The sequence below is a fragment of the Roseibium sp. AWQ4_290 genome, from assembly GCF_056160985.1.
The window spans coordinates 59,750-82,744 of the sequence record NZ_JBSWYG010000001.1; the positions used below are offsets into that span (position 1 = coordinate 59,750).

Annotated in this window: 19 protein-coding genes and 1 CRISPR repeat array; of the genes, 11 read left to right on the plus strand and 8 right to left on the minus strand. The window is 58.9% G+C overall.

Annotated elements, in window-relative coordinates; genetic code table 11:
• Nucleotides 1–98: 98 nt before the first annotated feature.
• From ACXAH0_RS00270 to flaF, 4 genes are all read left to right on the plus strand, one after another.
• Nucleotides 99–1,574, plus strand: coding sequence for a flagellin N-terminal helical domain-containing protein (locus ACXAH0_RS00270; RefSeq protein WP_475188210.1), 1,476 nt, complete (start codon nt 99–101; stop codon nt 1,572–1,574).
• A gap of 290 nt (nt 1,575–1,864) precedes the next feature.
• The gene (locus ACXAH0_RS00275; protein ID WP_475172833.1) at nt 1,865–3,358 is read left to right on the plus strand and encodes a flagellin N-terminal helical domain-containing protein; all 1,494 of its coding nucleotides are present in this window, start codon (nt 1,865–1,867) and stop codon (nt 3,356–3,358) included.
• Between the two features lie 91 nt (nt 3,359–3,449).
• Nucleotides 3,450–3,944, plus strand: a complete 495-nt coding sequence (flbT, locus tag ACXAH0_RS00280) for a flagellar biosynthesis repressor FlbT (protein WP_475172831.1) — start codon at nt 3,450–3,452, stop codon at nt 3,942–3,944.
• Nucleotides 3,826–4,209 (plus strand): flagellar biosynthesis regulator FlaF, encoded by a 384-nt coding sequence (flaF, locus tag ACXAH0_RS00285; protein ID WP_475172829.1) that lies wholly within the window; start codon nt 3,826–3,828, stop codon nt 4,207–4,209. The genes flbT and flaF overlap by 119 nt, the downstream gene beginning before the upstream one ends.
• A 215-nt stretch (nt 4,210–4,424) precedes the next feature.
• On the opposite strand, the gene ACXAH0_RS00290 is transcribed toward flaF, so the two are convergent.
• From ACXAH0_RS00290 to ACXAH0_RS00300, 3 genes are all read right to left on the minus strand, one after another.
• Nucleotides 4,425–5,960 carry a flagellar protein gene (locus ACXAH0_RS00290; RefSeq protein WP_475188215.1) on the minus strand — a complete coding sequence of 512 codons (1,536 nt, stop codon included), beginning with the start codon at nt 5,958–5,960 and terminating at the stop codon, nt 4,425–4,427.
• Nucleotides 5,961–5,968: 8 nt separating this feature from the next.
• Nucleotides 5,969–7,822 (minus strand): flagellar hook-associated protein FlgK, encoded by a 1,854-nt coding sequence (flgK, locus tag ACXAH0_RS00295; protein ID WP_475188218.1) that lies wholly within the window; start codon nt 7,820–7,822, stop codon nt 5,969–5,971.
• Nucleotides 7,823–7,896: 74 nt separating this feature from the next.
• Complete coding sequence (locus ACXAH0_RS00300) at nt 7,897–9,282, minus strand: flagellar hook protein FlgE (RefSeq protein WP_475188222.1); 1,386 nt, start codon at nt 9,280–9,282, stop codon at nt 7,897–7,899.
• Nucleotides 9,283–9,591: 309 nt separating this feature from the next.
• Here ACXAH0_RS00300 and ACXAH0_RS00305 point away from each other — a divergent pair, with 309 nt between their 5' ends.
• Genes ACXAH0_RS00305 through ACXAH0_RS00315 form a run of 3 tightly spaced genes read left to right on the plus strand, consistent with a single transcriptional unit; the run spans nt 9,592 to nt 11,569 of the window.
• Nucleotides 9,592–10,437, plus strand: a complete 846-nt coding sequence (locus ACXAH0_RS00305; RefSeq protein WP_475172821.1) for an AAA family ATPase — start codon at nt 9,592–9,594, stop codon at nt 10,435–10,437.
• A gap of 15 nt (nt 10,438–10,452) precedes the next feature.
• A complete protein-coding gene (locus tag ACXAH0_RS00310) occupies nt 10,453–11,007 on the plus strand; it encodes a hypothetical protein (protein WP_475172820.1) in 555 nt (184 codons plus the stop codon).
• 52 nt (nt 11,008–11,059) lie between these two features.
• Nucleotides 11,060–11,569 carry a SixA phosphatase family protein gene (locus tag ACXAH0_RS00315; RefSeq protein WP_475172817.1) on the plus strand — a complete coding sequence of 170 codons (510 nt, stop codon included), beginning with the start codon at nt 11,060–11,062 and terminating at the stop codon, nt 11,567–11,569.
• Nucleotides 11,570–11,615: 46 nt separating this feature from the next.
• Nucleotides 11,616–12,047: direct repeats of the CRISPR family, unit length 36 nt; unit sequence GTTGCGGTTGGCCTGCGTATTCTGAACTGCTACCGT.
• 72 nt (nt 12,048–12,119) lie between these two features.
• Here ACXAH0_RS00315 and cas2 read toward each other — a convergent pair.
• Nucleotides 12,120–12,419 (minus strand): CRISPR-associated endonuclease Cas2, encoded by a 300-nt coding sequence (gene cas2, locus ACXAH0_RS00320; RefSeq protein ID WP_475188225.1) that lies wholly within the window; start codon nt 12,417–12,419, stop codon nt 12,120–12,122.
• Between the two features lie 107 nt (nt 12,420–12,526).
• Nucleotides 12,527–15,877, minus strand: coding sequence for a type II CRISPR RNA-guided endonuclease Cas9 (cas9, locus tag ACXAH0_RS00325; protein WP_475188227.1), 3,351 nt, complete (start codon nt 15,875–15,877; stop codon nt 12,527–12,529).
• Between the two features lie 210 nt (nt 15,878–16,087).
• Between cas9 and ACXAH0_RS00330 the strand changes: the two genes are divergently transcribed.
• From ACXAH0_RS00330 to ACXAH0_RS00340, 3 genes are all read left to right on the plus strand, one after another.
• Nucleotides 16,088–17,605: a YcjX family GTP-binding protein gene (locus ACXAH0_RS00330; RefSeq protein WP_475188229.1), complete on the plus strand. Its 1,518-nt coding sequence runs from the start codon at nt 16,088–16,090 to the stop codon at nt 17,603–17,605.
• The gene (locus ACXAH0_RS00335) at nt 17,602–18,663 is read left to right on the plus strand and encodes a YcjF family protein (protein ID WP_475172807.1); all 1,062 of its coding nucleotides are present in this window, start codon (nt 17,602–17,604) and stop codon (nt 18,661–18,663) included. Before ACXAH0_RS00330 ends, ACXAH0_RS00335 begins: the two co-directional genes overlap by 4 nt.
• 83 nt (nt 18,664–18,746) lie before the next feature.
• On the plus strand, nt 18,747–19,925 hold the full coding sequence (locus tag ACXAH0_RS00340) for a vWA domain-containing protein (protein ID WP_475188232.1): 1,179 nt from the start codon (nt 18,747–18,749) through the stop codon (nt 19,923–19,925).
• A gap of 59 nt (nt 19,926–19,984) precedes the next feature.
• Here the strand turns inward: ACXAH0_RS00340 and ACXAH0_RS00345 are convergent, their stop codons facing one another.
• Nucleotides 19,985–20,266, minus strand: coding sequence for a hypothetical protein (locus ACXAH0_RS00345; protein WP_475188234.1), 282 nt, complete (start codon nt 20,264–20,266; stop codon nt 19,985–19,987).
• 230 nt (nt 20,267–20,496) lie between these two features.
• On the opposite strand from ACXAH0_RS00345, the gene ACXAH0_RS00350 reads away from it, so the two are divergent.
• Nucleotides 20,497–21,609 (plus strand): class I SAM-dependent methyltransferase, encoded by a 1,113-nt coding sequence (locus tag ACXAH0_RS00350; RefSeq protein ID WP_475172799.1) that lies wholly within the window; start codon nt 20,497–20,499, stop codon nt 21,607–21,609.
• Nucleotides 21,610–21,632: 23 nt separating this feature from the next.
• Here the strand turns inward: ACXAH0_RS00350 and ACXAH0_RS00355 are convergent, their stop codons facing one another.
• Nucleotides 21,633–22,058 (minus strand): universal stress protein, encoded by a 426-nt coding sequence (locus ACXAH0_RS00355; protein WP_475172797.1) that lies wholly within the window; start codon nt 22,056–22,058, stop codon nt 21,633–21,635.
• Nucleotides 22,059–22,177: 119 nt separating this feature from the next.
• Nucleotides 22,178–22,972, minus strand: a complete 795-nt coding sequence (locus tag ACXAH0_RS00360; protein WP_475172796.1) for an AraC family transcriptional regulator — start codon at nt 22,970–22,972, stop codon at nt 22,178–22,180.
• Nucleotides 22,973–22,995 lie beyond the last annotated feature (23 nt).

Below are 22,995 nucleotides of genomic sequence, written 5' to 3' on the forward strand. Positions count from 1 at the left end.
GATGCAATTAACCAATGATTAGGGTTAACAGGAGATGATCCTAATCAACCTGCTCAGGACGAGCAGCAGTACATGTGACCCAGGAAAGGGATATTACGATGCAGGACATTACCCTGTCAGCTGCCGTGCGGCAGAACCTCCTCACGCTTCAGTCTACAGCCGACATGATGTCCGGTGTCCAGAACAAACTGGCGACCGGCCTGAAAGTGAATTCGGCCCTAGACAATCCGAATTCCTTCTTCACGGCTTCCGGCCTGAACTCCCGCGCAGGTGACCTCAGCAACCTGCTGGACGACATGGGCCAGTCCCTGCAGACCATCAAGGCAGCCGACAAAGGGATCCAGACAGTCACCGATTTGGTGGAAGCGGCCAAAGCTAAAGCCAACCAGGCCCTGCAGACCCAGAGTCAGTACGAGCGCAAGACCTTCGCCAAGCAATATAACGATCTTCTGGAACAGATTGAAGATGTTGCCAAGGACAGCTCCTACAAGGGCAAGAACCTTCTGGCCGGTGATGGCAACGACCTCACGACAATCTTCAACGAAGATGCCACTTCCAAACTGACCATCGAAGCCGTCGACTATACGGACACCACCCTGTCCAACGGCCTCAACCTGTCGGATCTCGCCGAAGGGCAAGGCGGTGCAACCGCATTCGACCTTCAGGGCGGCAAAACGGTCATCACCCTCGGTGCAGGCCTTAACACCAGCTCCCTGCTGTCGGATTCCAGCCTGTTCACGGCGGGCAACACCATTTTGTCCGTCAACAACGAGGCAACCGCTGCTGCGATTACTGGTGGCACACTGAGTGTCGGCACCAACACGGTGCAAAGCCTCGTCGACAATCTGAATGGCATTTCAGGCGTCCGCGCCGAATTCGACAACACCACCGGAGAGCTGACGGTCTACAGTGATGAAGACCTCAAACTGACCACCGGGACAGCAGGCGCCGCCGGTTTCGGTACTGTTGCCGCGACAGCCTTTACGCAAGCAACCCAGGTTCTGGTCGACTCCGGTTCCTTTGCAGTCGGGGACACGCTGACCCTGACGGACGGAAACAACTTCGAACTCGGCTCGCTTGAAATTGAGGACGACACGACAGTTGACGATCTGAAAGACTTCGTGAACGACTTCAACGGTGTCACCGCGTCCTTTTCCAGTGGTCAGCTGTCGATCCTCAGTGAAACCGACCTGTCGCTCACCAGTGACAATGCTGACTTTGCGTCAAGCAGCTTCACAGCCAACACGGCCGGTGTCACCCTCTCCGCCCTGTCGGACAGCGGATTTGCAACGGACTCCGACATTAACAAGGTGGTTGACCGGCTGAATAACGCTCTGGGGAACCTGCGCTCCCAGGCCTCTGAATTCGGTACCAACCTGTCCACCGTTGAAATCCGTCAAGACTACACCAAGACGATGATCAACACTCTGCAGGAAGGTGCGGGCCTGTTGACCTTGGCCGATACGAACGAAGAAGGGGCTAACCTTCTGGCGCTTCAGACACGCCAGCAGTTGGCGTCCACATCACTGTCCTTCGCGTCGCAGGCGGACCAGACGGTGCTATCCCTCTTCTAAGCCTAGAAGAATCAGTCAGACGCACGACTCACAAGCTGACAACCAGAAACGGCGGGCCACTGGCTCGCCGTTTTCGTTTTCCGGGAGAAATACAGTCGATTTGCTCGAAATTTTTTTAAATAATTTCAATGACTTAACAGAAACCTTTTGGTAACCTTTATTTACATCGCGTTAATTCTCGCAGGACCGATTAACTTTCCATTTAGATTTACGTCAAAGGTGCGCCCACATCTTGAAACCATTTGCGGCGCTCCGATGGCGGGTACTGAATAGGAAAGCGGTGAAGCCTGATGTCTGATATTGTTCTCTCCAGCGCCGTCCGGGACAATCTCCTGTCGCTCAAGCAAACGGCAGATCTTCAGTCGGTGACCCAGACCCGGCTGGCCACAGGGCTCAAGGTCAATACAGCACTCGACAACCCGAACTCGTTCTTTACGGCCCAGTCCCTGAATGACCGGGCCAGCGATCTGTCAAACCTTCTGGACAATATGGGACAGGCGGTTCAGACCATCAAAGCGGCGGACAAGGGGATTACCTCGATCACCAAACTGGTTGAATCCGCCAAGGCGATTGCGAACCAGGCGCTGCAAACCTCCAGCGAATATGAGCGTAAGCAATACGCAACCCAATATAATGATATTCTTGAACAAATTGAGGATATGGCCCGCGATTCCAGCTATAAGGGCAAGAACCTTCTGGCCGGGGCTGGCAATGAGCTGGAAGTGATTTTCAACGAAGACAGCACCTCCAATCTCACAGTAAATCCGGTTGACTTTACGGACACGACGCTGGATGACGGCCTCAATCTCGATGATCTGAACACCGGCGGCACCGGTACCGCATCCTTTAACCTGAATGGCGGCTCCACGTCACTCACCCTGACCGGCCTTCAGGCCTCCTCCAACCTGGCGGATCTGGGCGCCTGGTCAAACGGCGACCAGGTCACCATTACCGACAGTTCCGGGACCACCACCTTGACCGTCGGCACGGATATCACCACGGTTCAGGACTATGTGGATGCCCTCGACAATCTGGCCGGTGTCCACGCAAGCTTCGATGAGGCAACCGATTCCATCTCGATCACATCGGGCGGTGACAACACGATCTCGATCGCCAAGGACAACGCAGGGGGCGGCACGGCGACCAATGGCGGCGCGTCGGGCACCGGGACAACCAGCCTTACGGTGACCGCCCTCACCGCATCGGCCACGCTGATCTCCTCGGGCGGCTTCCAGGCTGGCGACACGATCACCATCACTGATGGCAACGGTTTTGAACCGGCCTCGATCGAAATCGACGCTGAAACAACAGTGAGCGATCTGGTCACCTTCATTGACAATGTGAAAGGCCTTGATGCGACCGTTTCCGGCGGCAGCATCAGCTTGATCGGGGAAGTGTCCTTCAACATTTCCAGCAGCAATTCCGACTTCAACCGGACGACGCTCGGCAGCACCTCCGGAACGGTGGGCCTGACGGCCACCGCCTCCGAGTTCAAGTCGGACACGGATATCGACCGGACGCTTCAGGCCATCAACGCGGCGCTGGATGAGCTCCGCTCGGCAGCCCGCTCCATGGGCACATCGCTGTCCACGGTGGAAGTGCGCACGGATTTTACCCAAAACATGATCAACACCCTGGAAGTGGGGGCCGGAGAGCTGACGATTGCGGACATGAACGAGGAAGGCGCCAACATGCTTGCCCTGCAGACACGGCAGCAGCTTTCCTCAACCGCATTGTCGCTGGCAAACCAGGCGGATCAGAGCGTCTTGAGCCTGTTTGGATAACAGCCAGGATGAATTTCAGTAGGGTATCGGCTAAGATCATGGTTAAAATCATGATCGGTCACTGCCGGTTCCTAAACGTGGAGGTCACAGAATGGCGCTCAAGGTCGAGCTGAAACCCGGTGAGAGAATTATCATCGGCGACAGTGTCATCACCAATGACAATCAGCGAACACGTCTTTTTATCGAAGGCCAGGCACCCATTCTGCGAGAAAAGGACATTCTCACACCGGCGACCGCAGATTCCCCTGCCAAGAAGGTCTATCTGGCGGTGCAGCTGATGTACCTGTCCACGGACGTAGAGAGAATTCAGGAAAACTACTTCACTCTCGTTAATGATATCGTGAAGGCCGCGCCGAGTACGATCCCGTATGTTACCAGGATTAGTAACGCCATAATAACCGGCGCGTTCTATAAAGCACTGAAAGAAGCACGCAAGCTCATCGAGTATGAAGGGACGCTGATCGGTCATGTACAAGCAGGCAGCGCAAGCTTACCAGAAAACGAGCCAGGTGGCGGTATCGCCGAGAGAGCTGGAAGCGAATCTGCTGATGAAAGCCGCAGCCCGGCTGCAGCTAATCAAGGATGAGTGGGACGAGTCGAACCTCGCGGAAAAAGATGAGGCGCTCGTTTATAACCGCAAGCTCTGGAGTATCCTGGTCACTTCGGCGACCAGCGAAGAAAGCCAGTTGCCGCAGGACATCAAGAACAACATCGCATCACTTGCGGTCTTCGTGTTCAAGCAGACGATCACCATCATCACAACCGATGACAGCACCAAGCTCGGTACTCTGATCAATATAAACCGGGCAATTGCAGAAGGCCTCAGAGCCCGCGCGGAAGGCAGCGAATAGATCACCTCGTCGCCGACAAGGATTCCAAAAGAGCCGGCCTGCGGACTGCAGCCGGCTCTTTTTGGTTCCGGACAGGTCAGACGAACAGACCAACCGCGTTATACCAAGCGCCATTGATGTAAAGGGTGTTGCGTTAAGCTTGAGCCTGTCAGGTTTCGTGTTCAGGGCGCAGCCGAGAGGCTGCGAAACCTGAATCCGTTGAAACCAGATTTGCTCTAGAGATAGTCGGAGAGCTTCAGATTGAAGAGGATGGAAGAGGCATTATACGCCACTTCAATATTGTTTTTCAGACTCAGGATCTCGGCCGCGACCAGCTCCTTGTCCACCCCCTCGATCTCCGCAATCGTGCCCTCATAGGTGCTTTTCATCTGCACATGCCGCTCACTCGTGAGCTTGACGGTCCGCTGCGTAATGGCCACATCCGTTGCAATATCGACAATTCCGGACTGGTCCACGCCTTCAGGCTGCAGAATGCTGCGCAGGTTGGCGGAAAGCTGGTTGTAATATTGCTCATCCGTCTGGGTGCCAGCGGAAAAGTCGGCCGCGACGAATGTTGCGAGCGATTGCACCAGCTCCTTGAGCGGCGTTTCATTCGCCCGGACGCCGTAATTCACGGTCAGATTGGAATCGACAACCGCATTCTTGTCGCTGCGCGGATCCGTCGTTGTGGTGTTACGGCCGGTATACCACTCCAAGGTGGAGGTAGAATCGGCCACCTGGGTGGTTGCCGTAGTATAGGGAGGACCAGAGACACGCATCGGAACTTCCCCGGAGAAGGTTGAGAAAAATTCGTCGCTGGCCCATTCGTCCGACACCGCCTTCAAGGTTGTCTTGGCTTCCTCTTCAATCGCGGATGTCAGCTCTGTGAGGAGGTTTTGCGCCGTCGCCTCAAGATCCGCGCCGATTTCAAACGTGCCTTCCACCTCGTTGGAGGTTGCCGCCGTCAATTCAATGGTAACCGTTTCCGTATGGTCCGGCGGCAGGGTCAGGTCCACCGAAATCGTTTCCCCGAGCGCAGGTTGCCCGGTGAATTGCACATCAAAACTGTCCGGATCCGTTGCGGAAGGGCCCGTCAGTGTCACGTTGCTCAGGCCTGAGGTGACACTTGAAATGTCGAAGCCGAAATCATGGGCCCCGTCTTCGGCAATGGTGAAGGTGCTGTCTGTCGGTACACCGGCAGCATAATTGGTGGTCAGGGTTGAGATCGACATCCGGCCATTGTTGGAGGTCCCGAGATTGGCCTGGGAATATTCGCTGAGATAGGTCTTCAACCCGTCCTGGCTGCCCGACCCGTTCATGATCGCATCCAGCGCGGCCACCGGATCGGAAACCGCATCCGTGCCGCCAAAGACATAGTAGCCCGCCACTTCCGTGTTGAGGATGCTGAGCGCTTCAGTCAGCAGCAGTTCTGCCCGGGACTGGGTCTGGGTCTGGCCATCGCTCTGCAACACGAAATCGTTGGTATCCAGAGCGGATTTGGAATCCCGCCGGATTGTTTCCAGCCGTTCCAGAGACAGGGACAAAGTATTGAGATGCAGATTGGAGGTCGAAATCGTTTCCTGATAGCTGTCGATCAGGCTGACTTTTTGCGTCAGCTGGATGTCCAGAAGCCGGTTGTCACCAACCTCTCCATAGGTTGTTCCGACCTTGCCGGTGGCCAGCTGGTTGGTCTTTTTCGCCAGAAGGTCATTCATCTCCCCCAGCTGCTGGGTGAGATAGGACCGGGAAGTTGTGATCGAAGACAGGGTCATAACGCACCTTAAACGATGTTCAGGAGCTCTTCGAAAAGCTCGTTGACGGTCTGCATCACACGGGCATTGGCCGCATAAGCGTTTTGCAGCTGCACCATGAAGGCCAGCTCGGTATCCAGATCCACGGAATAATTTTCCTCATGGCGGATCGCCAGGTTCTTGGTCAGGGTTTCCTTGGCGGTCGCATAGGTTTTTGTGTCCTCCGCCTGGTTTCCCTGAAAGGCAATCGTGTTGTTGATGTAATCAATCACGCTGCCTTCAAAGGGCGAGGATGTGCTGCCAATGCCCGTCTCGGGATCAAAATGGGTCTCGCCTGATTTCAGCGCGTCCAGAAGATACTGCGGCCGGGATGAATCATTTTTTGTATTTGCTGTAGGCGTCGTCTGATAGTTCACCAGCAGCGCATTATCGGCCACAAGATCCGGGTTCACTCTGATCCCGTTGGCAAAGCCCACCCGCTGGCCACCATTTTCCAGCGCGTCGGTAAAGATCTCGGTTCCGCCCCGCTGGTCGACGAATATCGGCAGGCCCAGCCCCTGGTCGGCGTTGCCGGTCACAGTGACATTGGCCGAAAGGCTCTCCACACTGGTCGGCGCGGTCCCATCCCCCAGGACCCGCAGCTCGTTGGAGCCGTTGTTACTCACCTGCAGGCCCGTGCTGCCGAGCGCGGCGGTGATGTTGGTGATATAGGTTGCCGGAGAACCGCTCGAGATATCGATGCCAAACACCGTGTCTCCCGGATCTGCCGTGGCCGAATTGTCCAGCGGCAGCAGGCTCGGATCGGAGACGGCCACCAGAGTGACCGTTTGCTCCGCGCCGGATGTATCCGTGTAGTTCAGCGTAATCTTGTTGCCCGCCTGCAGAGCCGACAGATCCAGATCAAACCCGGTGTCGGTGCCCACGGTGACAGCCGTGCTTTCCACGGGCACATTTGAAAAGGCCAGAGACATTTCCGCGGCAATGGTGTCGAGCTGCTTCTGGGCTTCCACCAGAATTTCGTCCCGGAGCTCGGCTGTTGCAACCATTTTGCCGGATTTGGAGGCATCGATCAGGTCATAGGACGACCCGCCCGGCGTGGTCACGGTAACCGTCTGCCCGGAGACACCCGGCTGCAGCTGGTTGGTCCGTGTGAAACTCAAGGTCGAGGCTTTGTTGTCCGCATAAAGCTGTTCGCCATTCGCGGCCTGGATGGAGAGCGTGTTGTTGTTGTTCTTGGTCACCTCGACATCGATATAGCCGGACAGCTGCTCGACCAGCCGGTCCCGCTCATCTTCCATGTCCGCCGTTGAGATCCCGGATTGGGCCGCATCGCGGATGGCAGAATCGACGTCCTGAATGCCACTCAGCAGATTGTTGACGGTCTGCGTCTGGAGGGCCAGGGATTCATCGGCCTCCTGGCGCAGGTCCGCAATGCGCTCATAGCTGCTGTTCAGTTCGCGGGCCATTGCCTCGGCCGCAGCCACCACCTCTTTCTGTGCGGTATAATTGCCCGGGTCATTCACAAGCGTCGACAGGGCCGAGGACATGTTCCCAACCAGAGAGGACAGGCTGCTGCTGTCTCCGATCGTACCGAAGATGGAATCCAGCCGCTCCGTATACCCGGCAATCTGATTGGCATAATTCGTGTCGGCCAAAGAATTGAAATAGTCCGCCTGGACCTGCTCATCGACAACCCGGGTCAGTTCGGTTGCGGTCAGGCCGGCAACATTGCCTTCGCCGTCGAAATAGGCTTTGGCGGAAATGGTTTTCTTCGAATACCCGGCCGTATCCGCATTCGCGATATTGTTCGCCGTAACATCAAGCTGGCGCTGATTGTAGGTGATCCCGAAGACCGCAGTGTTGAGGGCACTTGTGAGACCCATAGCGGTTTGTCCTTTACGAAAGAGCGGCTGACCGGAAAGGCCGGCGGGTCAGCCCCCGCCGGCCCAAATTGGCATTAACGGACCATGTTCAACGCGGAATCCAGCATCTCATCTGCAGATGTGACGATCTTGGAGTTGGCCGAATAGGCCTGCTGCGTGATGATCAGTTTGGAAAACTCATCCGCGATATCCGCGTTGGAAAGTTCCACATTGTTGGCCAGGATCTGCCCCCCGCCGGTCAGATCCGCCTCCCCGGAAGAGGTGGTGGCCCGGAAGGCTGCCCCATCAACCCGCTGCAGGTTCTGCTCGGCCTCGAAGGTCGCGAGCGGGATCTCGTATACGGCCCGTTGCTGACTGTTGGAGTAGCTTGCAATCACCCGGCCCGATTCATCAATCGCCACACCGGTCAGCTCGCCAGCCGCATACCCGTCCTGGTCAAGCGAGACGGAGCTAGCCTTGCCATCCGCATCCGAATACTGGGTCAGGGAATTGTTGGCGAAGGAAACACCTATTCCGGTTGCCGTAGTACCGTTGATCGTCAGGGTTGCGATATCAAAGCCATCAGACGTTGAGTTCACCGTACCGATCGTGCCCGCCGTCATGCTTGTGAGGGCACCCGTGCTGTCGAACTGAACATCTCCGACATCATAATAGGCGTTCGTTGCATCGCCACCGGAGCTGACATACATGGTCCAGGTGTCGTTGACTACGGGGGGGCCGGAAGCCGCATTCGCGGTCTTGGCATAGCGGACCTGAACGTTCATCGCCGTGCCATTTTGATTGTAGACTGTGATGGAGCCACCCGAGATAGAGCTGTCCAGAAAGTCCTGCTCGTTGGCAACCGCGACGTTGCCCGTGCCCACCGATGCAGCAAGGAGTGCCGACGCGGCCGTGGACCCGTCATAGTCGGTGGTGTCAGGAATACGCGGCAGGTTGGCCTGATAATCGACCTGAGTCGTGGCGGAGGCTGCGAGCGGCTGATTTTCGATCTGGATCACGTCCGGGTTGTCACCAACCGGATTGCCCGTATCCGGATCCAGCGGAAATCCCTGCAGGTAATAGCCGGCCTTGTTGACAAGATAGCCATCCTGATCCCGTTCGAAATCACCGCCGCGCGTATAGAAGGTTTCGTCGGCAAAGGTGGTGGACCCGTCGACAACGTCGGAGGCCTTGGTCACCACGAAATAGCCGTCCCCCTTGATCGCCATATAGGTGTCGACTTCCGACCGGGTGATGTCGCCCTGGATGGAGTTTGTCGCCCGGGAGGTCGCATAGGTGGTGCCGGACACCTGGCTGGCCTGCGTCGCCCCGCCACCGGACACAAGATCGGAAAAGGTCGTGTCCAGCCGTTTGAATCCGGTTGTCTGAGAGTTGGCCACGTTCCCGGAAATGTTTTCCAGCGCAGTCGCCTGCGCTGTCAGTCCCGAGACCGCTGCATTGATAGCCCCATAAATACCCATGTTTGGTCCTCTTGATAGATCGGGCATTGCTCACACGGGCTTGCGCCCATCGTCAGCCTTCTTCCGCAAGGGACGTGCCAGTTTGAAAGATTCAAAATTTTTTCCATATATTTCAAATATTTATAATTTACATCCATTTATTTCTGAGGATTCCTGAATACGTCAGAACCAGTCCAAACAGGCAATTTCTTCCCCTTGCCTGGGCAAGACTCTCCTCCTGCCGGGCCTTTTCCGTGACCCTTTTGCGGACTTGCGTCCGCGCCCCGGGCCTGCCACTTTCCGCCGGAGATTTTTAAGATGGACGGTCCCATGCGCTTTGAAGGAACTGACGATTACATTGCCACGGAAGATCTGCGCGTTGCGGTCAACGCGGCGGTCGCCCTGGAGCGGCCGCTGCTGGTCAAGGGTGAGCCGGGGACGGGCAAGACCGTGCTTGCGGAACAGGTGGCTGCAGCCCTGAACGCGCGCCTGATCGAATGGCATGTGAAATCGACCACCAAGGCCCAGCAGGGGCTCTACGAATATGATGCCGTGTCCCGTCTCCGGGACAGCCAGCTCGGGGATGAGCGGGTCCAGGACATCAACAACTACATTCGCAAGGGAAAACTCTGGGAAGCCTTTGAAGCCGAGCAAAGACCCGTGCTTCTGATCGACGAGATCGACAAGGCAGATATCGAGTTCCCCAACGACCTGCTTCTGGAACTCGACCGGATGGAGTTTCACGTCTACGAGACCGGCCAGTCGGTGAAGGCCCGCCAGCGCCCGGTGGTGATCATCACCTCCAACAACGAAAAAGACCTGCCGGATGCCTTTTTAAGGCGCTGCTTCTTCCACTTCATCAAATTTCCCGACGCAGATACAATGGCTGATATTGTGGAAGTGCATTTCCCGGGCATCAAACAAAGGCTGCTGTCGGAGGCTCTGCGGCTGTTTTTCGATGTGCGCGAGGTCCCGGGCTTGAAAAAGAAGCCGTCGACCTCGGAACTGATCGACTGGATCAAACTGCTGCTGAACGAAGACATCGACCCGGAAACGCTTCGTCAACAAGATGGCAGCAAACTGATCCCGCCCCTGCATGGCGCCTTGTTGAAGAACGAGCAGGACGTGCATCTGTTTGAGCGCCTTGCCTTCATGAACCGCCGCGACCGGGGTTGAGCCAGGGAGGTCCATTTGGGACGGCATAACGCCTTTTTATCGCTTCTTGTCCTGATGTGTCTGGGACTGCCCTTGCTGTTGCAGGCTGCGTCCCTGCCCGTCCGGGCACAGGTTCCGCCCGAAAAAGAGGCCGGCTGGCAGAGCGATGTTGCCGGGCTGCGCCACTTCACCGGGCTGCGCTGCCCGGACATGGTCGGCCCGTTCTACAGGGTCAAGGCCCTGGAGGGTGACGCCTCCAGTCTGGCGGCTTGCGTCTATACAGGCGAAGATGGCTTGACGGCGGTGGTGCGCAAACATCTGCAGGCCACCGGCCGCAAGGAAGCGGTGAAGTTCTCCCGCAATTACAAGGCCGCCGGTTTTGAGCCGGTCAAGCTGAGCGGCGCGGCCGCAACCGGCATTTCCTTCAGGACCCGGAACTGGACACCAATCAGCCTGTGCGAGACCTTGTGGTATTTTTCGGGCGCAACGGCAGACTATACCTTGTGGCTGTCCTACAAGCTGCCGACCCAGGAAGGCGAGGTCGGCCCCGCTGTTGCAGCGTTCACGCAGATGCTGGCGCAGCAGGACTGACCCAAACCGGCCCGGACCCAAAAGCTCTTGAGCCCTATCGGATAGAGAAGATATGCGGTTACTTCTTTTCAGACATGCCAAATCGGACTGGGACGATCCGGATCTTGCCGATATCGACCGGCCGCTGAATGCCCGGGGCAAGACAGCGGCCGTGGCCATGTCAGACTATTTGAGCGCGCAGAAGCTCTGGCCAAGCCTGATCCTGTGCTCAACCTCGCAGCGAACCCGGGAGACCCTGGCCCGCCTGCTCCCCTTTTTGCCGCAGGAAGCGCATATTCAGCTCCTGTCCGATCTCTATTGGCAGAGCGAAGACAGCTACGCCGCCCTGATCCGCAAACATGGCGGCCGGGCGCAGACCCTGATGGTGATCGGGCACAATCCGGCAACGGAAGACACCGCCCATACGCTGGCCGGAACCGGGGACAAGGATGCGCTGGCCGATATGCGCGAAAAATATCCGACCGCAGCGCTGGCCGTTATCGATTTCGATATCGCCGATTGGGAAGAACTCGCAACCGGAACCGGCCATCTGGACCGGTTCGTAAAGCCGCGGGATCTTTAGGCAGTACTGCGACCGTCCCCGGCTGGTTTTGGGCGGCGCCAGCCGGGTTGCGGTTGGCCTGCGTATTCTGAACTGCTACCGTGTGTCCCCTCGCCCACTGTGCGACATTGCAGTTGCGGTTGGCCTGCGTATTCTGAACTGCTACCGTCCGGGGCCTGATCTTTTGTTGGTTTTATTGGTTGCGGTTGGCCTGCGTATTCTGAACTGCTACCGTGGTCCGCACCAGCATTTCAGTCACGCCGGAGTTGCGGTTGGCCTGCGTATTCTGAACTGCTACCGTAGTCCAGAAGGGTTTCCGCTTGTTAAAAGAGTTGCGGTTGGCCTGCGTATTCTGAACTGCTACCGTCGTATCATACGTATGTTGGACCCCATGAAGGTTGCGGTTGGCCTGCGTATTCTGAACTGCTACCGTTCGTTTTTCCTCGTCCGTCAATTCATCCGGGTTGCGGTTGGCCTGCGTATTCTGAACTGCTACCGTAGATCCCGGCGGAAAGGGTTGTTTTTGCAGCCTTTTTCCGCCGCTCTACGGAGCAAAAAAGCGCTAAAATGGTCAAAACAAGGCAATCTGGTCCGGGTTTTTCTGGCGCTTGCGCCGGGATTGATCGCTGAAACGCACAATATTCTCATATTGCTTGTCCGTGAACTGAAAGATGAACACATCGCCGCGCTCGGGCAGGTTCCGCTCTACCCGCCGAACATAAGTATCATAGTGTTCCCGGCCGTTAACAAGCCGCATATAGTTGGAAAACTGGCTCATCTCGAACCCCTGATCGAGCAGGAATTCACGGAATTTCGAGGCAGCCTTGCGCTGTTTCTTGGTTTCCACCGGAAGGTCAAAGGTCACAAGCATCCACATCAGCCGGTAAGCGGACAGATAGGACGGGTCCCGCCGCTCTCCTCACGCAACATGAAAGCAACACAAGAGAAATATTGAAAATACTCCCCTTAAAGTAGCATTCATTTCCTGTCCCACCAAGCCCCGGGGTCGAAGACCTGCCCGATTTCATCAATCCGGACTTGCCGCACCTTCGCTTTCTTCATACTGCCAGGGGCAAGACTGAGATAGCGGAACGGATCTTCCTTGTTGTCATTCCGCGCTTTCAGCGGCCCCGCCTCATGGAGGTCACACACCATCATCTGGCCCCGCTCCGCGAACTTGACCACCCGGCAAATCCTGCGGGTTCCATCCTGCTCCACCGCAATGCAATCCCCCTGCTGCAAGCTTAAAAGCTTGCGGGCGGCAGGAAACTCGGCCCGGACAGAAGACACCCAGCCCGGATCATGCGCCTGAAAGGTCGAGACGACCTCCGCCTTCCATTTTCCATCAGGCAGGCGCCAGACGTCATAGCGGTGGTTGCTGTCGCCCTTGTAGCCTTTATAGGCCTTGCCCGCCTTGTCGCGGATCGGGATCGTGCGCAGCGGTTCACTCACCCGCACATGCCGGATGCCCTGACGAACCTTTGTCTGGCCGGTCTGCGGATCAGTCCATTCCTTGAAGCCGAATTTTTCATCGGTCTCCACAAACCGCTGCAAGGCCTCCTCAAAAGCCTTCCCGCTCAGGCCCCGTGTGGCCGCCTTCAAACGCTCCCGCAGCTCCGAATGGCCTTGATCATTGCTGCGGATGGTATTGATATCCTTTGGCGACAGGGACGTGATGGCCTTGCGCACCACCACGATGTCATTGCCCTTCGCATCCTGTTCCCCCGTATAGCCATAGGCAGTGTCATTATGCAGGCGTCCGGCGGTCTGGCTGCGGCCGGAAGCCCCCCCGGCCTGCGATAGGGTGCCGTGATCCGGTTTGTGGCTGACAACAACCTCCGCAACCTTTTTGCGCAAGTCGTCCCGGAACCCCGGCCAGGGCAGCGGCACCTCCCGCGCCACCCGCTCCGCGCCGTCTTCTTCCACCCGCGCGGACACCGTCGCCAGCTTTTGGATCAGGGACCGCGACGTGCAGGCCACGACCGCCGCATCAATGGTGTGATGCCGGTGGTCCAGCCGGTTCTTTGCCTTGGTGACATCGGCCACGTTATGATCGTGCAGAATATCATTCAACGCCCAGTTCCGGCGCAGCATTTCCGTCATCCGGCCCGGCAAGGCGCGCACATGGCTGTTGCGGCTGACCACCCCGTCCAGATCCACCTCTTCCGCGTCATAAAGAAAAGACAGATAGGTCAGGGCCAGGCGGGAGATATATTGCATGTCGGTGACCTGCCGCGCCAGAAAGCCCTCCTCATCGCCGAAGCGCGCCATGGCATCTTCCGCAAAGCGCCATTGCTTGTTTTTCGGCAGCACCGACGCCCGCGCCTGAATATCTGCCAGCTGCCCCCGCCATTGCGGCACCTCGGCTGGGGCCCGGTTTTTCTTTTCCCGGTTGCTGGCCGCAAGGCACAAAATCTTGTTCGCAACGCTGTCATCCAGCGTTTTGGAATAGGGCAGGATATGGTCCACATCGGTCTCGCCGGAAAACACCATCGCAGCGGAAATCGGCTTGCCGGAATAGATGCAGACTGGGTTGGTCACATCCGGGTCCAGCTCTTTCCAAAGCCGCAGGCGCAGGCGGTTATAGCCGGTGTCCCGCTGCTGATAGGTTTCTGTCAGCTCCTTTGAAAGCCCCTCAGCAATACGGGTGTTCATGGAAATGCGGCGTTCAGCGTCCTGCCGCTGCCGGTCGCTCAGTTTCAGGTCCCGGCCAACCTCAATGGCAATCCGGTCCGGTCTGCCATGTTTGCGGATGACCGCATTGACCACCCGGCGCAGCTGATTAAGGGCAATATGAACGGTCGGATTGGTGATCCGGCCCTTGACCTCATCCCATTCCGGCGCCTTTGGATCCGCCTCTCCGCCGGTTCCAGGTGGAATATGCCGTTCAAGAACCTCCTGATATTTCGGCAGAAAATCAAAAGCCTCCCGGTCCGGAGCAGATTCAGAATTGGTTTTTCCGTAGATATTGATCGAGGCCTGCGCTTCGGAAATGACACAGCCATTTTCGTCAACCGCAGTCATCATCTCGTCGGTCAAGGCGCTGAGCGCGGACAGGCCGAGACGGCCAAAACCTTCCGGAAGGGCCGTATCGGCAATAACCCTGGCCTTGTCTTCGGCAAATCCAAACTCGGCCTGAAGCCACCGGGTCAACGCATCAAAATCCGGCTCGGTGCGCAATTGTTCCGTGACCTCCGCCTGCCGCTCCAGATCAAGGCTGCCCCACAGATTGCCGAAACACTCCGGCTGGGACAGCCGGAACGTGACAACATCGCCCTCCAGGTCCCGTCGCGTTTCGCTTTCCTTGTTGAAGCGCATTTCCGGCGGCAGTTTCAAAGCCTTGCGCAATCTGGAAAATGGCGCCTTGCCCTGTTTGGTCAGCTTGGTGCGCAAGAGAAGCAGCAGCGCGTCGCGCTGGTCCGGCGACAATTTGCGGGCAATCTTGTCGTCCCCGATCAGGGCCAGTTCGTTGACTTCCTTCACCAGCCGGAAGGCCTGAAACAGGGGATGGGCTTTCGGCAAACGCTGTTCCAGCGGATTATAGGAACATTTTCCGGGCGTCACCGGCCTTAAGGGCCGCTGAAAGAAAATCGTCTCCTTCAAATCGGCAATCAGGCCCTCCGTCAGCAAACCGGGGTGAAACACCTTCTGTTTCTGCACGATCCGGTCAAACTCAAGTTCCAGCGCAGCCCGGGAAGGATAAAAGTCATAGGCCTTGCCGTCCGATGTCATCCGGGCCCGCACGGACAGCCCGGCAAGGCGCCGCTGATAAAGCCATTCCCCATAGGTCCGGCTGCCCGCCTCCGCCATTTGCTGGTCAAGCCGGGTGATGGCCGTGGCGATCTTGCCCTGTTCAGCGTCATTGCTGTCCGTCTTGCGGTTGGATTTAAAACCCCGGCGCTGGTTGAGCTGGAACAGAACCCGGCCAAGGTCAAAAGGCTCCAGCGCCTTGTCGAGAGCCTTTGCCCGCAGCGCATAAACGGACACGGACACATCCCCGCCCCTGGCATCGGCAGTCTCTTTCAACAGCTTTTTCCGGCCGTCTTCATCCTTCGGCATCAACCCAGCGGCGATCAACTGGTCCAGCAGGCGCTGGCGCCGTTTTAAATATCTGTCCCGCCGCCGCCGGGCACCGCGCGCCTCCCGCCGGGCCACCGCAAGCGAGGCTTTTGATTTCGGGTCCCGGCCCGCCATGTCGGCTTGCGAAAAAATCCGGCCCCCGAGATCGACGATCCGCCCCTTCTCCTTTGCCCCCGGCTCTCCCTCCGTTTCAATCAGGCACCAGCCCAATGAATTTGTTCCCAGATCCAGACCAAGTGTTTTTAGCAACTCTATCCCCCGTAAGTTGAATCAGAGGATTGACGACCCGGAAAGCATTTGCAATAGTTCGAATGTTCAGAATACGCAGTCCAGCCGTTAACAAGCTGAGATATGCACCAGATAAGGCCAGCGCTCCGGCGCTGGCTTTTTTGTTGGGCCGGCCCCTGGCTCTCCGGCAAACGCGCCCTCCCGTTTGCACTCTGCCCTTCGCTCGCCTACATGAACGCATCGGAGGCCGTTTTCTTGAATTCATTGACCACCTTGACCGATGAAGCCCGGCTGACGCTGGCAAACCTTGCCGATGCGGCGGGCGGGCTGGCGGTGCCGAGCCTGAGGCTGGGCGTGACCGGGCTGGCGCGGGCGGGCAAGACCGTGTTCCTGACCGCGCTGGTCCACAATCTTGTCCATGGCGGGCGCCTGCCGCTGTTCAGCGCCTCCGCCGGACGGCGCATGACGGGTGCACAGTTGCAGCCCCAGCCCGATGATGCAGTGCCGCGCTTCGACTATGAAGCCCATGTGGCCGCCCTGGTGAAGGACCGGATCTGGCCGGATTCCACCCGCCAGGTGTCCGAACTGCGGCTCACCATCGATTATGAAAGCGCGTCCTTCTTCCACCGCAAGCTTGGCCCCGGGCGGCTCCATGTGGACCTGATCGACTATCCGGGCGAATGGCTGCTGGATCTGCCGCTTCTGGCCAAGGATTTTGCCGCCTTTTCCGCCGATGCCCTCACCCGTGCCCGGGACAGCAGCCGGGAGAAGGTCGCCGCGCCATTTCTGGCCGCCCTGGACGCTGCAGATCCGCACGGGGCGGACAGCGAGGCCACCGCCCAGGCCCTGGCCGCCAGCTTCAAAACCTATCTGACCGCCTGCCGGGCCGACGCCCATGCGCTGTCCATGCTGCCGCCGGGCCGGTTTTTAATGCCCGGCGATCTGGACGGCTCCCCCGCCCTCACCTTTGCCCCGCTGGAGATTGCCGCGGACGCGGGCCCGGCCCGCTCCGGCACGTTGCGGGCCATGATGGAGCGGCGCTTTGAAGCCTATAAAACCCATGTGGTGCGGCCTTTCTTCCGCAATCACTTTGCCCGGCTCGACCGGCAGATCGTGCTGGTGGATGTGCTCCATGCCCTTAATGCGGGCCCCGACGCGGTGGCGGATCTGGAAACCGCCCTCAGCGAGGTTCTGTCCGCTTTCCGGCCCGGACGGCGCAGCTGGCTCGGCTCCATTGTGTCCCGCCGGATCGACAGGATCCTGTTTGCCGCCACCAAGGCGGATCATCTGCACAGTTCCGATCACGACCGGCTGGAAGCCGTGCTCAAACGCCTCGTGGCCCGGGCGGGGGAGCGGGCCCGCTTCAAGGGCGCGGAGGTGGAGGCGCTGGCGCTGGCCGCCGTGCGCGCCACCCGGGAGGCCACCGTCAAACACCGGGCCGACGAGCTGCCCGCCATTTTGGGAACGCCCTTGCCCGGCGAACGGCTGAACGGCGACACCTATGATGGCAAAACGGAAATTGCCATGTTTCCCGGAGACTTACCGAAAGATCCTGAATCAGTTTTCCGGCAAGTTGAATCTGTTTCTGAAGCCACGGGGCCGAAGATCGGGCGGCGCCCGCGCCAGCTGCATTTCCTGCGCTTCCGCCCGCCCGAGCTGGACAGGACCGCCGAAGGCCTGCCCCTGTCACTGCCCCATATCCGCCTGGACCGAGCCCTTGAATTTCTGATTGGAGACCGCCTGGCATGAGCACGCAGCCTGCAGATGAGGGCCGCAGCCCGGCGGCCTTCCGCCTGGATGACCGCAAGGTGCATCTGAGCGCAGACGACGACCACCGCCAGCCGGTGGCCGATGAGGCGGTCATCACCCAGGCGGTGGAAGACGAAGACGATCTGCGCCTGCCCAGAACCGCCAGCACCCCGAAGACGGGCGCCGGCTTCGGCAAATGGCTGATGGTCGGTCTTGGCGGCCTGGTCTCGCTTGCCATCGGCCTTGCGGTCGACAGCCTGATCCGGGATCTGTTTGCCCGCACCGACTGGCTGGGCTGGCTCGGGGTCGCTTTGGCGGCGCTGGCGGCCCTCGGCCTTTGCGGCCTCGTCCTGCGCGAACTGGCCGGGCTCTGGCGCCTGGGCCGGATCGACGGCTTGCGCCAGAGGCTCAACACGGCAGCCGAAGCCGATGAGACAAAAGCCGCCCGCACGGGGCTTCAGGATCTGCTGGACCTTTACCGGGACCGGCCGGAAACCGCCCAGGGGCGCGCCGCACTGAAAGCCCATATGCGCGAGGTGATTGACGGACGTGACCTGGTGCTGCTGGCCGAGCGGGACCTGCTGGCGCCGCTGGATCAGGAAGCGCGCAAGATTGTGCTCAACAGCGCCAAGCGGGTGTCTCTCATCACCGCTGTCAGTCCGCGGGCGCTGGTCGACCTTCTGGTGGTGCTGTTTGAAAATTTGCGCACCATCCGCCGCCTCTCCGCTCTTTATGGAGGCCGCCCGGGCACGCTGGGCTTCCTGCGCCTGGCCCGTCAGGTCCTGACCCATCTGGCGGTGACCGGCGGCATGGCAGCCGGAGACAGTCTGGCCTCTGAAATTCTCGGCCAGGGCCTTGCTGCCCGCCTCTCCGCCCGGCTGGGCGAAGGAGTGATCAACGGGCTTCTGACCGCGCGCATCGGCATTGCCGCCATTTCGGTCTGCCGCCCGGCACCGTTTCTGGCCACCAGCGGCCCCAATGTGAAGGACTTCATGGGCGAACTGGTCGCCTCGTCTGAAAGTGGCGATAAACCTACTGCAAACGGTGGCAAACCTTGAGCCGGGGCCGCCGCCCTGCCTGCCCGTTTCCCGACCATCCGTGCCGGCTCGACAGGCCCTTGCGCTCCCGTTAGGCTCAGCCCATGTTCATCTCTTTCTTCAGCGAACTGAAAGCGGCCGGCCTGCCGGTCTCCTTGCGCGAATATCTGACCCTCATGGAGGCGTTAGACAAGGATCTGGCCGGCCGGCGGGTGGAGGATTTTTACTATCTGGCGCGCCTCACCCTGGTGAAGGACGAAAGCAATCTGGACAAGTTCGACCGGGTGTTCGGCCACGTTTTCAAGGGGCTCGACCTGATGAGCGATGTCCCGGTCACGGACATTCCCGAAGACTGGCTGCGAAAGCTTGCGGAAAAGCACTTGAGTGAGGAGGAAAAAGAGCAGATCGAGGCCCTTGGCGGCTTTGAAAAGCTGATGGAGACCTTGCGCGAACGGCTGAAGGAACAGGAAAAGCGCCATCAGGGCGGCAACAAGTGGATCGGCACGGCCGGAACCTCGCCCTTCGGAGCCTATGGCTACAATCCGGAAGGCGTGCGGATCGGCCAGAAGGAGAGCCGCCACCGGCGCGCCGTCAAGGTGTGGGACCAGCGCGACTTCAAGGATCTGGACGCCACCCAGTTGCTGGGCACCCGCAACATTCAGGTGGCGCTCAAGCGGCTGCGCAGCTTCGCCCGCACGGGCGCGGCGGACGAGCTGGATCTGGACGGCACCATCCGCGCCACCGCCCATAAGGGTCTTCTGGACATCAAGATGCGCCCGGAGCGTCACAATGCGGTCAAGGTGCTGCTGTTTTTCGACATTGGCGGGTCCATGGACGACCATATCCGCGTCTGTGAGGAGCTGTTTTCAGCGGCCAAATCCGAATTCAAGGTGATGGAACATTTCTACTTCCACAATTGCCTTTATGAATATGTGTGGAAGGAAAACCGGCGCCGGCATACCGAGCGCATCGCCACAATGGATCTGCTGCACAAATACCCGGCCGACTACAAGATCGTCTTTGTCGGCGATGCCTCCATGAGCCCTTATGAGATCGCCTATGCGGGCGGCTCGGTGGAACACTGGAACGAGGAGCCGGGGGCGGCCTGGATGGGCCGGGTGACAAGCCTTTACAAGAGCGCGGTCTGGCTGAACCCGGTGCGCCAGGAGCACTGGGCCTATACCCACTCCATTCAAATGCTGAGCGAGCTCATGGAAGGGCGCATGTACCCGATGACAGTGGAAGGCCTGACCGAGGCCATGAAGGTGCTGGCAAGGACCTGATACCTATCTCATACCGAGCGCAATTGATCATGGCCTGCTTCTGGAAGGCAGAACACCAATCAGGCGACTCGCAATCGGTCAGGAAAATCTATTGAGGTTCCACAGAGGGACCGTTGCTGCGCCTTGTCCCGGCTCAAGGCACCGGACTGTTCCAGATTGTGAAAACGAACTGCATTGGCCCATGCGGTTTGGGTGATGTCCTTGATCTTGGCAAGCCGCTCCTCATGCATGGCAGAACTGAGGGAACTCAGGGACACGATGGCCAGAATGGCAGCAAAGGCTGCAATGACAACAACCGGCGCACAGATTTTCAGTGCGATCGGCCAACCACTAAAAGACATGTTGATTCCCACCCAGATTTTTTCCTAAAAATACTCTAAAAAACAAACCCAACGAAACCACTAACAATAATAACAAGCTAAAATCGGACCCTAAAAGGAATAAATACATCAAAAAGAATAAAAATAAGCATTTTTATCAATAGTAAAACTGGGATTCACTCAAGTGGACTCTTGGACATAATCGCGAAAGACTCGAAATCGCAGACTTTTTCAATGGAAGGCAAATCCTGATGCAGCGTGATGTGCTCCCCCCGGCCGATGCCCATGCGACCACGACCGGCATGACAGGGCATGGGTTTTACAATGCCAATTCCCAGCCCCAGTGGGCCGCCATTGAAGCCATCCTGCCCCTGGCGCACCGGGCCGCCGAAGAGCTCCCCTTGGATGGCGGGAAGCCGGTGACACTTGCCGATTATGGCTGCTCTGAAGGCCGCAATTCCATTGCCTTCATGAAAGAGGTGCTGGCGCGCCTGCTGCCGCGCACGTCCCGGCCGGTGGAGACGGTGCATTCCGATCTGCCGACCAATGATTTTTCGACCCTGTTGCGCACTTTGCGCCCCGATGGCCGCTCCGTCTTCGGGCAGGAGCGGATCTATTCCTCCATTGCCGGAGGCTCAATGTATGACCAGCTGCGGCCAGACCAAAGCGTGCACTTTGCCACGACGTTCAACGCCATCGGCTTTCTGTCCCGGCGCCCGGTTGACACCTTGCCCGGATATATTCTGCCCAACGGCCCCAGCCGGACCCGTGCCAACGGGTTCGTCTCCCAGGAGGACCAGGACGCCTTCGCCGCTCAGGCCCGGCAGGATGTCGCCGCCTTTCTGTCCGCCCGCGCCCGCGAACTCGTGCCCGGCGGCAAGCTTCTGGTTCAGGTGTTCGGCGCGGCCGGAGAGGTGCGCACCTGCGACGGGCTCTACGATCTGTTAAATGATGCCGTGCTGGAGGCCCTGGAGGCCGGGGACATCTCCAGGCAGCTCTATGACCGCTACTATCAGCCGGTCTATATGCGCACGCTTGAGGAGCTGACCGGCCCGGTCAGGGACAGCCGCTCTGCCAATGCCGGCCTGTTCCGGATCGAGGACGCGCTTGACTATGAAATCCCGGTCCCCTTTGTCGAACGCTTCAAGCAGGACGGGGATCTTGACCTTTACGCCCGGGACTATGTCAATTTCTTCCGCACCTTTACCGAAGCGGTCCTGACCGGCGCCCTGCCGGAAACACCCGGCAGGACAGATCTGGTCAACCGGATCTATGAGCGTGCAGAAAACATTCTGAAACAAGCCCCGGATCTCTACCCGTTCCGCTATGCCGCCGTAGCCATGCTGCTGACCCGCACGCCTTAAGGTTCTGCCTCCGCCAGATACCCCTATCCGCGCAGCACCAGCACCGAGCACGGTGCGTGGCGGACAATATGGGCTGCGTTCGAGCCGATGAAATAAGTGGACAGGCCCGGCTTGTGGGAAGTCATCAGGATCAGGTCGCAGTCTGATGCCTGCGCTTCCTCAATCACCTCGTGATAGACGCTGCCCATGCGCACCTGGCAATCCACGGTTCCGGGCGCCACATCCAGCTTTGCGCCGATCTTGTCCAGCACCGTTGTCGTTTCGTCGATCTCGCGCTGCTGCCAGCCTTCCGGCAGCTGGCTGGCCACAAAACTCTGCACTTCCGGGCAGACCGCCAGAAGGTGGATCTTGGCTCCGTAGTCTCGGGCGAGCTGCGCCGCTTTGGCAAGAGCCTCTTCGGCAAATCCGGGTTCGGCCGGATCGACGGGAACAAGCACTTTTTTAAACATGGCGTTTCCTCCAGGATGTTCTGGACACCAGTCTTGGACATGCCAGCCCCCCTTTGCCATGAGCCAGATCAAACCGGGCGGAAGGCACGCGCGGGGGGAACAGATCTGCTCCGGTCTGATCAGCCGGAAGAGTGCGGATCCGTTTCAAAATACCGCCCCGGCGTAACCCCGAAGGCTTTTTTGAACGTGGCCACAAAGGCGCTCGGCCCCTCATAGCCCAGCTTGTGGGAGACATCGGATACGGAACGCCCGGCCGCCAGCAGTTCCAGGGCCCGGAACAGTTTCACCTGCCGCACCCAGGTCCGGTAACTCAGGCCGGTTTCCGCCTTCATGCGCCGCTCAAACGAACGCGGCGAGGTTGCGCAGCGCGCCGCAGCTTCCCCGAGCGCCGGAATATGGGCCGGACAGCGCACCATTGCCTCACACAGGCTGCGCAGCCGCTCTTCCTGGGGCATAGGCAACTGCAGCGGCGCTGCCGGCAGCGTCTTGAGCTGATCCAGAATGACCGCCGCAATCCGGGCGGCGGGCCCGGAGGCCGTTTCCGCACGGGGAAAGGACATGAATTCCAGAATGAGCGCCCGCAGCAGCTGGGTCACCTGGATCACCTGCGGGGTTTCAGGCAGCCCCTCTATGTGACCGTTCTGGACATAGACATATCTGAGATCCGTATCGGTCAGATAACGGGTCTGATGGGCCACCTTCGGCGGCAGCCAGACCGCCCGTTCCGGCGGGGCGAAAAAGGTGCCATGATCCGTGTCGACCGCAATCGAGCCCCTCACCACATGAAAGAGCTGGGCCGCATCATGGGAGTGCCATTCATTGAGTGCCCCCCGGGGCTGCGTGCGGGCATAGCCGATAATCGGTGCCGCAATGGCCCCTCTCGGGAATTCTGACAATTCCGGATGGATGAACATGGGGTCCCGCCGTGCGCTTTCGC

Excerpts from the sequence above, each read along its gene's own strand:
- ACXAH0_RS00340 (WP_475188232.1), top strand. The coding sequence starts at position 18,747 with ATGTTCATCTCTTTCTTCAGCGAACTGAAAGCGGCCGGCCTGCCGGTC.
- ACXAH0_RS00305 (WP_475172821.1), top strand. The coding sequence starts at position 9,592 with ATGCGCTTTGAAGGAACTGACGATTACATTGCCACGGAAGATCTGCGC.
- flgK (WP_475188218.1), bottom strand. The coding sequence starts at position 7,822 with ATGGGTCTCACAAGTGCCCTCAACACTGCGGTCTTCGGGATCACCTAC.
- ACXAH0_RS00270 (WP_475188210.1), top strand. The coding sequence starts at position 99 with ATGCAGGACATTACCCTGTCAGCTGCCGTGCGGCAGAACCTCCTCACG.
- ACXAH0_RS00350 (WP_475172799.1), top strand. The coding sequence starts at position 20,497 with ATGCAGCGTGATGTGCTCCCCCCGGCCGATGCCCATGCGACCACGACC.
- flaF (WP_475172829.1), top strand. The coding sequence starts at position 3,826 with ATGTACAAGCAGGCAGCGCAAGCTTACCAGAAAACGAGCCAGGTGGCG.
- ACXAH0_RS00335 (WP_475172807.1), top strand. The coding sequence starts at position 17,602 with ATGAGCACGCAGCCTGCAGATGAGGGCCGCAGCCCGGCGGCCTTCCGC.
- ACXAH0_RS00290 (WP_475188215.1), bottom strand. The coding sequence starts at position 5,960 with ATGACCCTGTCTTCGATCACAACTTCCCGGTCCTATCTCACCCAGCAG.
- ACXAH0_RS00355 (WP_475172797.1), bottom strand. The coding sequence starts at position 22,058 with ATGTTTAAAAAAGTGCTTGTTCCCGTCGATCCGGCCGAACCCGGATTT.
- ACXAH0_RS00360 (WP_475172796.1), bottom strand. The coding sequence starts at position 22,972 with ATGTTCATCCATCCGGAATTGTCAGAATTCCCGAGAGGGGCCATTGCG.
- flbT (WP_475172831.1), top strand. The coding sequence starts at position 3,450 with ATGGCGCTCAAGGTCGAGCTGAAACCCGGTGAGAGAATTATCATCGGC.
- ACXAH0_RS00275 (WP_475172833.1), top strand. The coding sequence starts at position 1,865 with ATGTCTGATATTGTTCTCTCCAGCGCCGTCCGGGACAATCTCCTGTCG.
- cas2 (WP_475188225.1), bottom strand. The coding sequence starts at position 12,419 with ATGCTTGTGACCTTTGACCTTCCGGTGGAAACCAAGAAACAGCGCAAG.
- ACXAH0_RS00300 (WP_475188222.1), bottom strand. The coding sequence starts at position 9,282 with ATGGGTATTTATGGGGCTATCAATGCAGCGGTCTCGGGACTGACAGCG.
- ACXAH0_RS00315 (WP_475172817.1), top strand. The coding sequence starts at position 11,060 with ATGCGGTTACTTCTTTTCAGACATGCCAAATCGGACTGGGACGATCCG.
- ACXAH0_RS00345 (WP_475188234.1), bottom strand. The coding sequence starts at position 20,266 with ATGTCTTTTAGTGGTTGGCCGATCGCACTGAAAATCTGTGCGCCGGTT.
- ACXAH0_RS00330 (WP_475188229.1), top strand. The coding sequence starts at position 16,088 with ATGAACGCATCGGAGGCCGTTTTCTTGAATTCATTGACCACCTTGACC.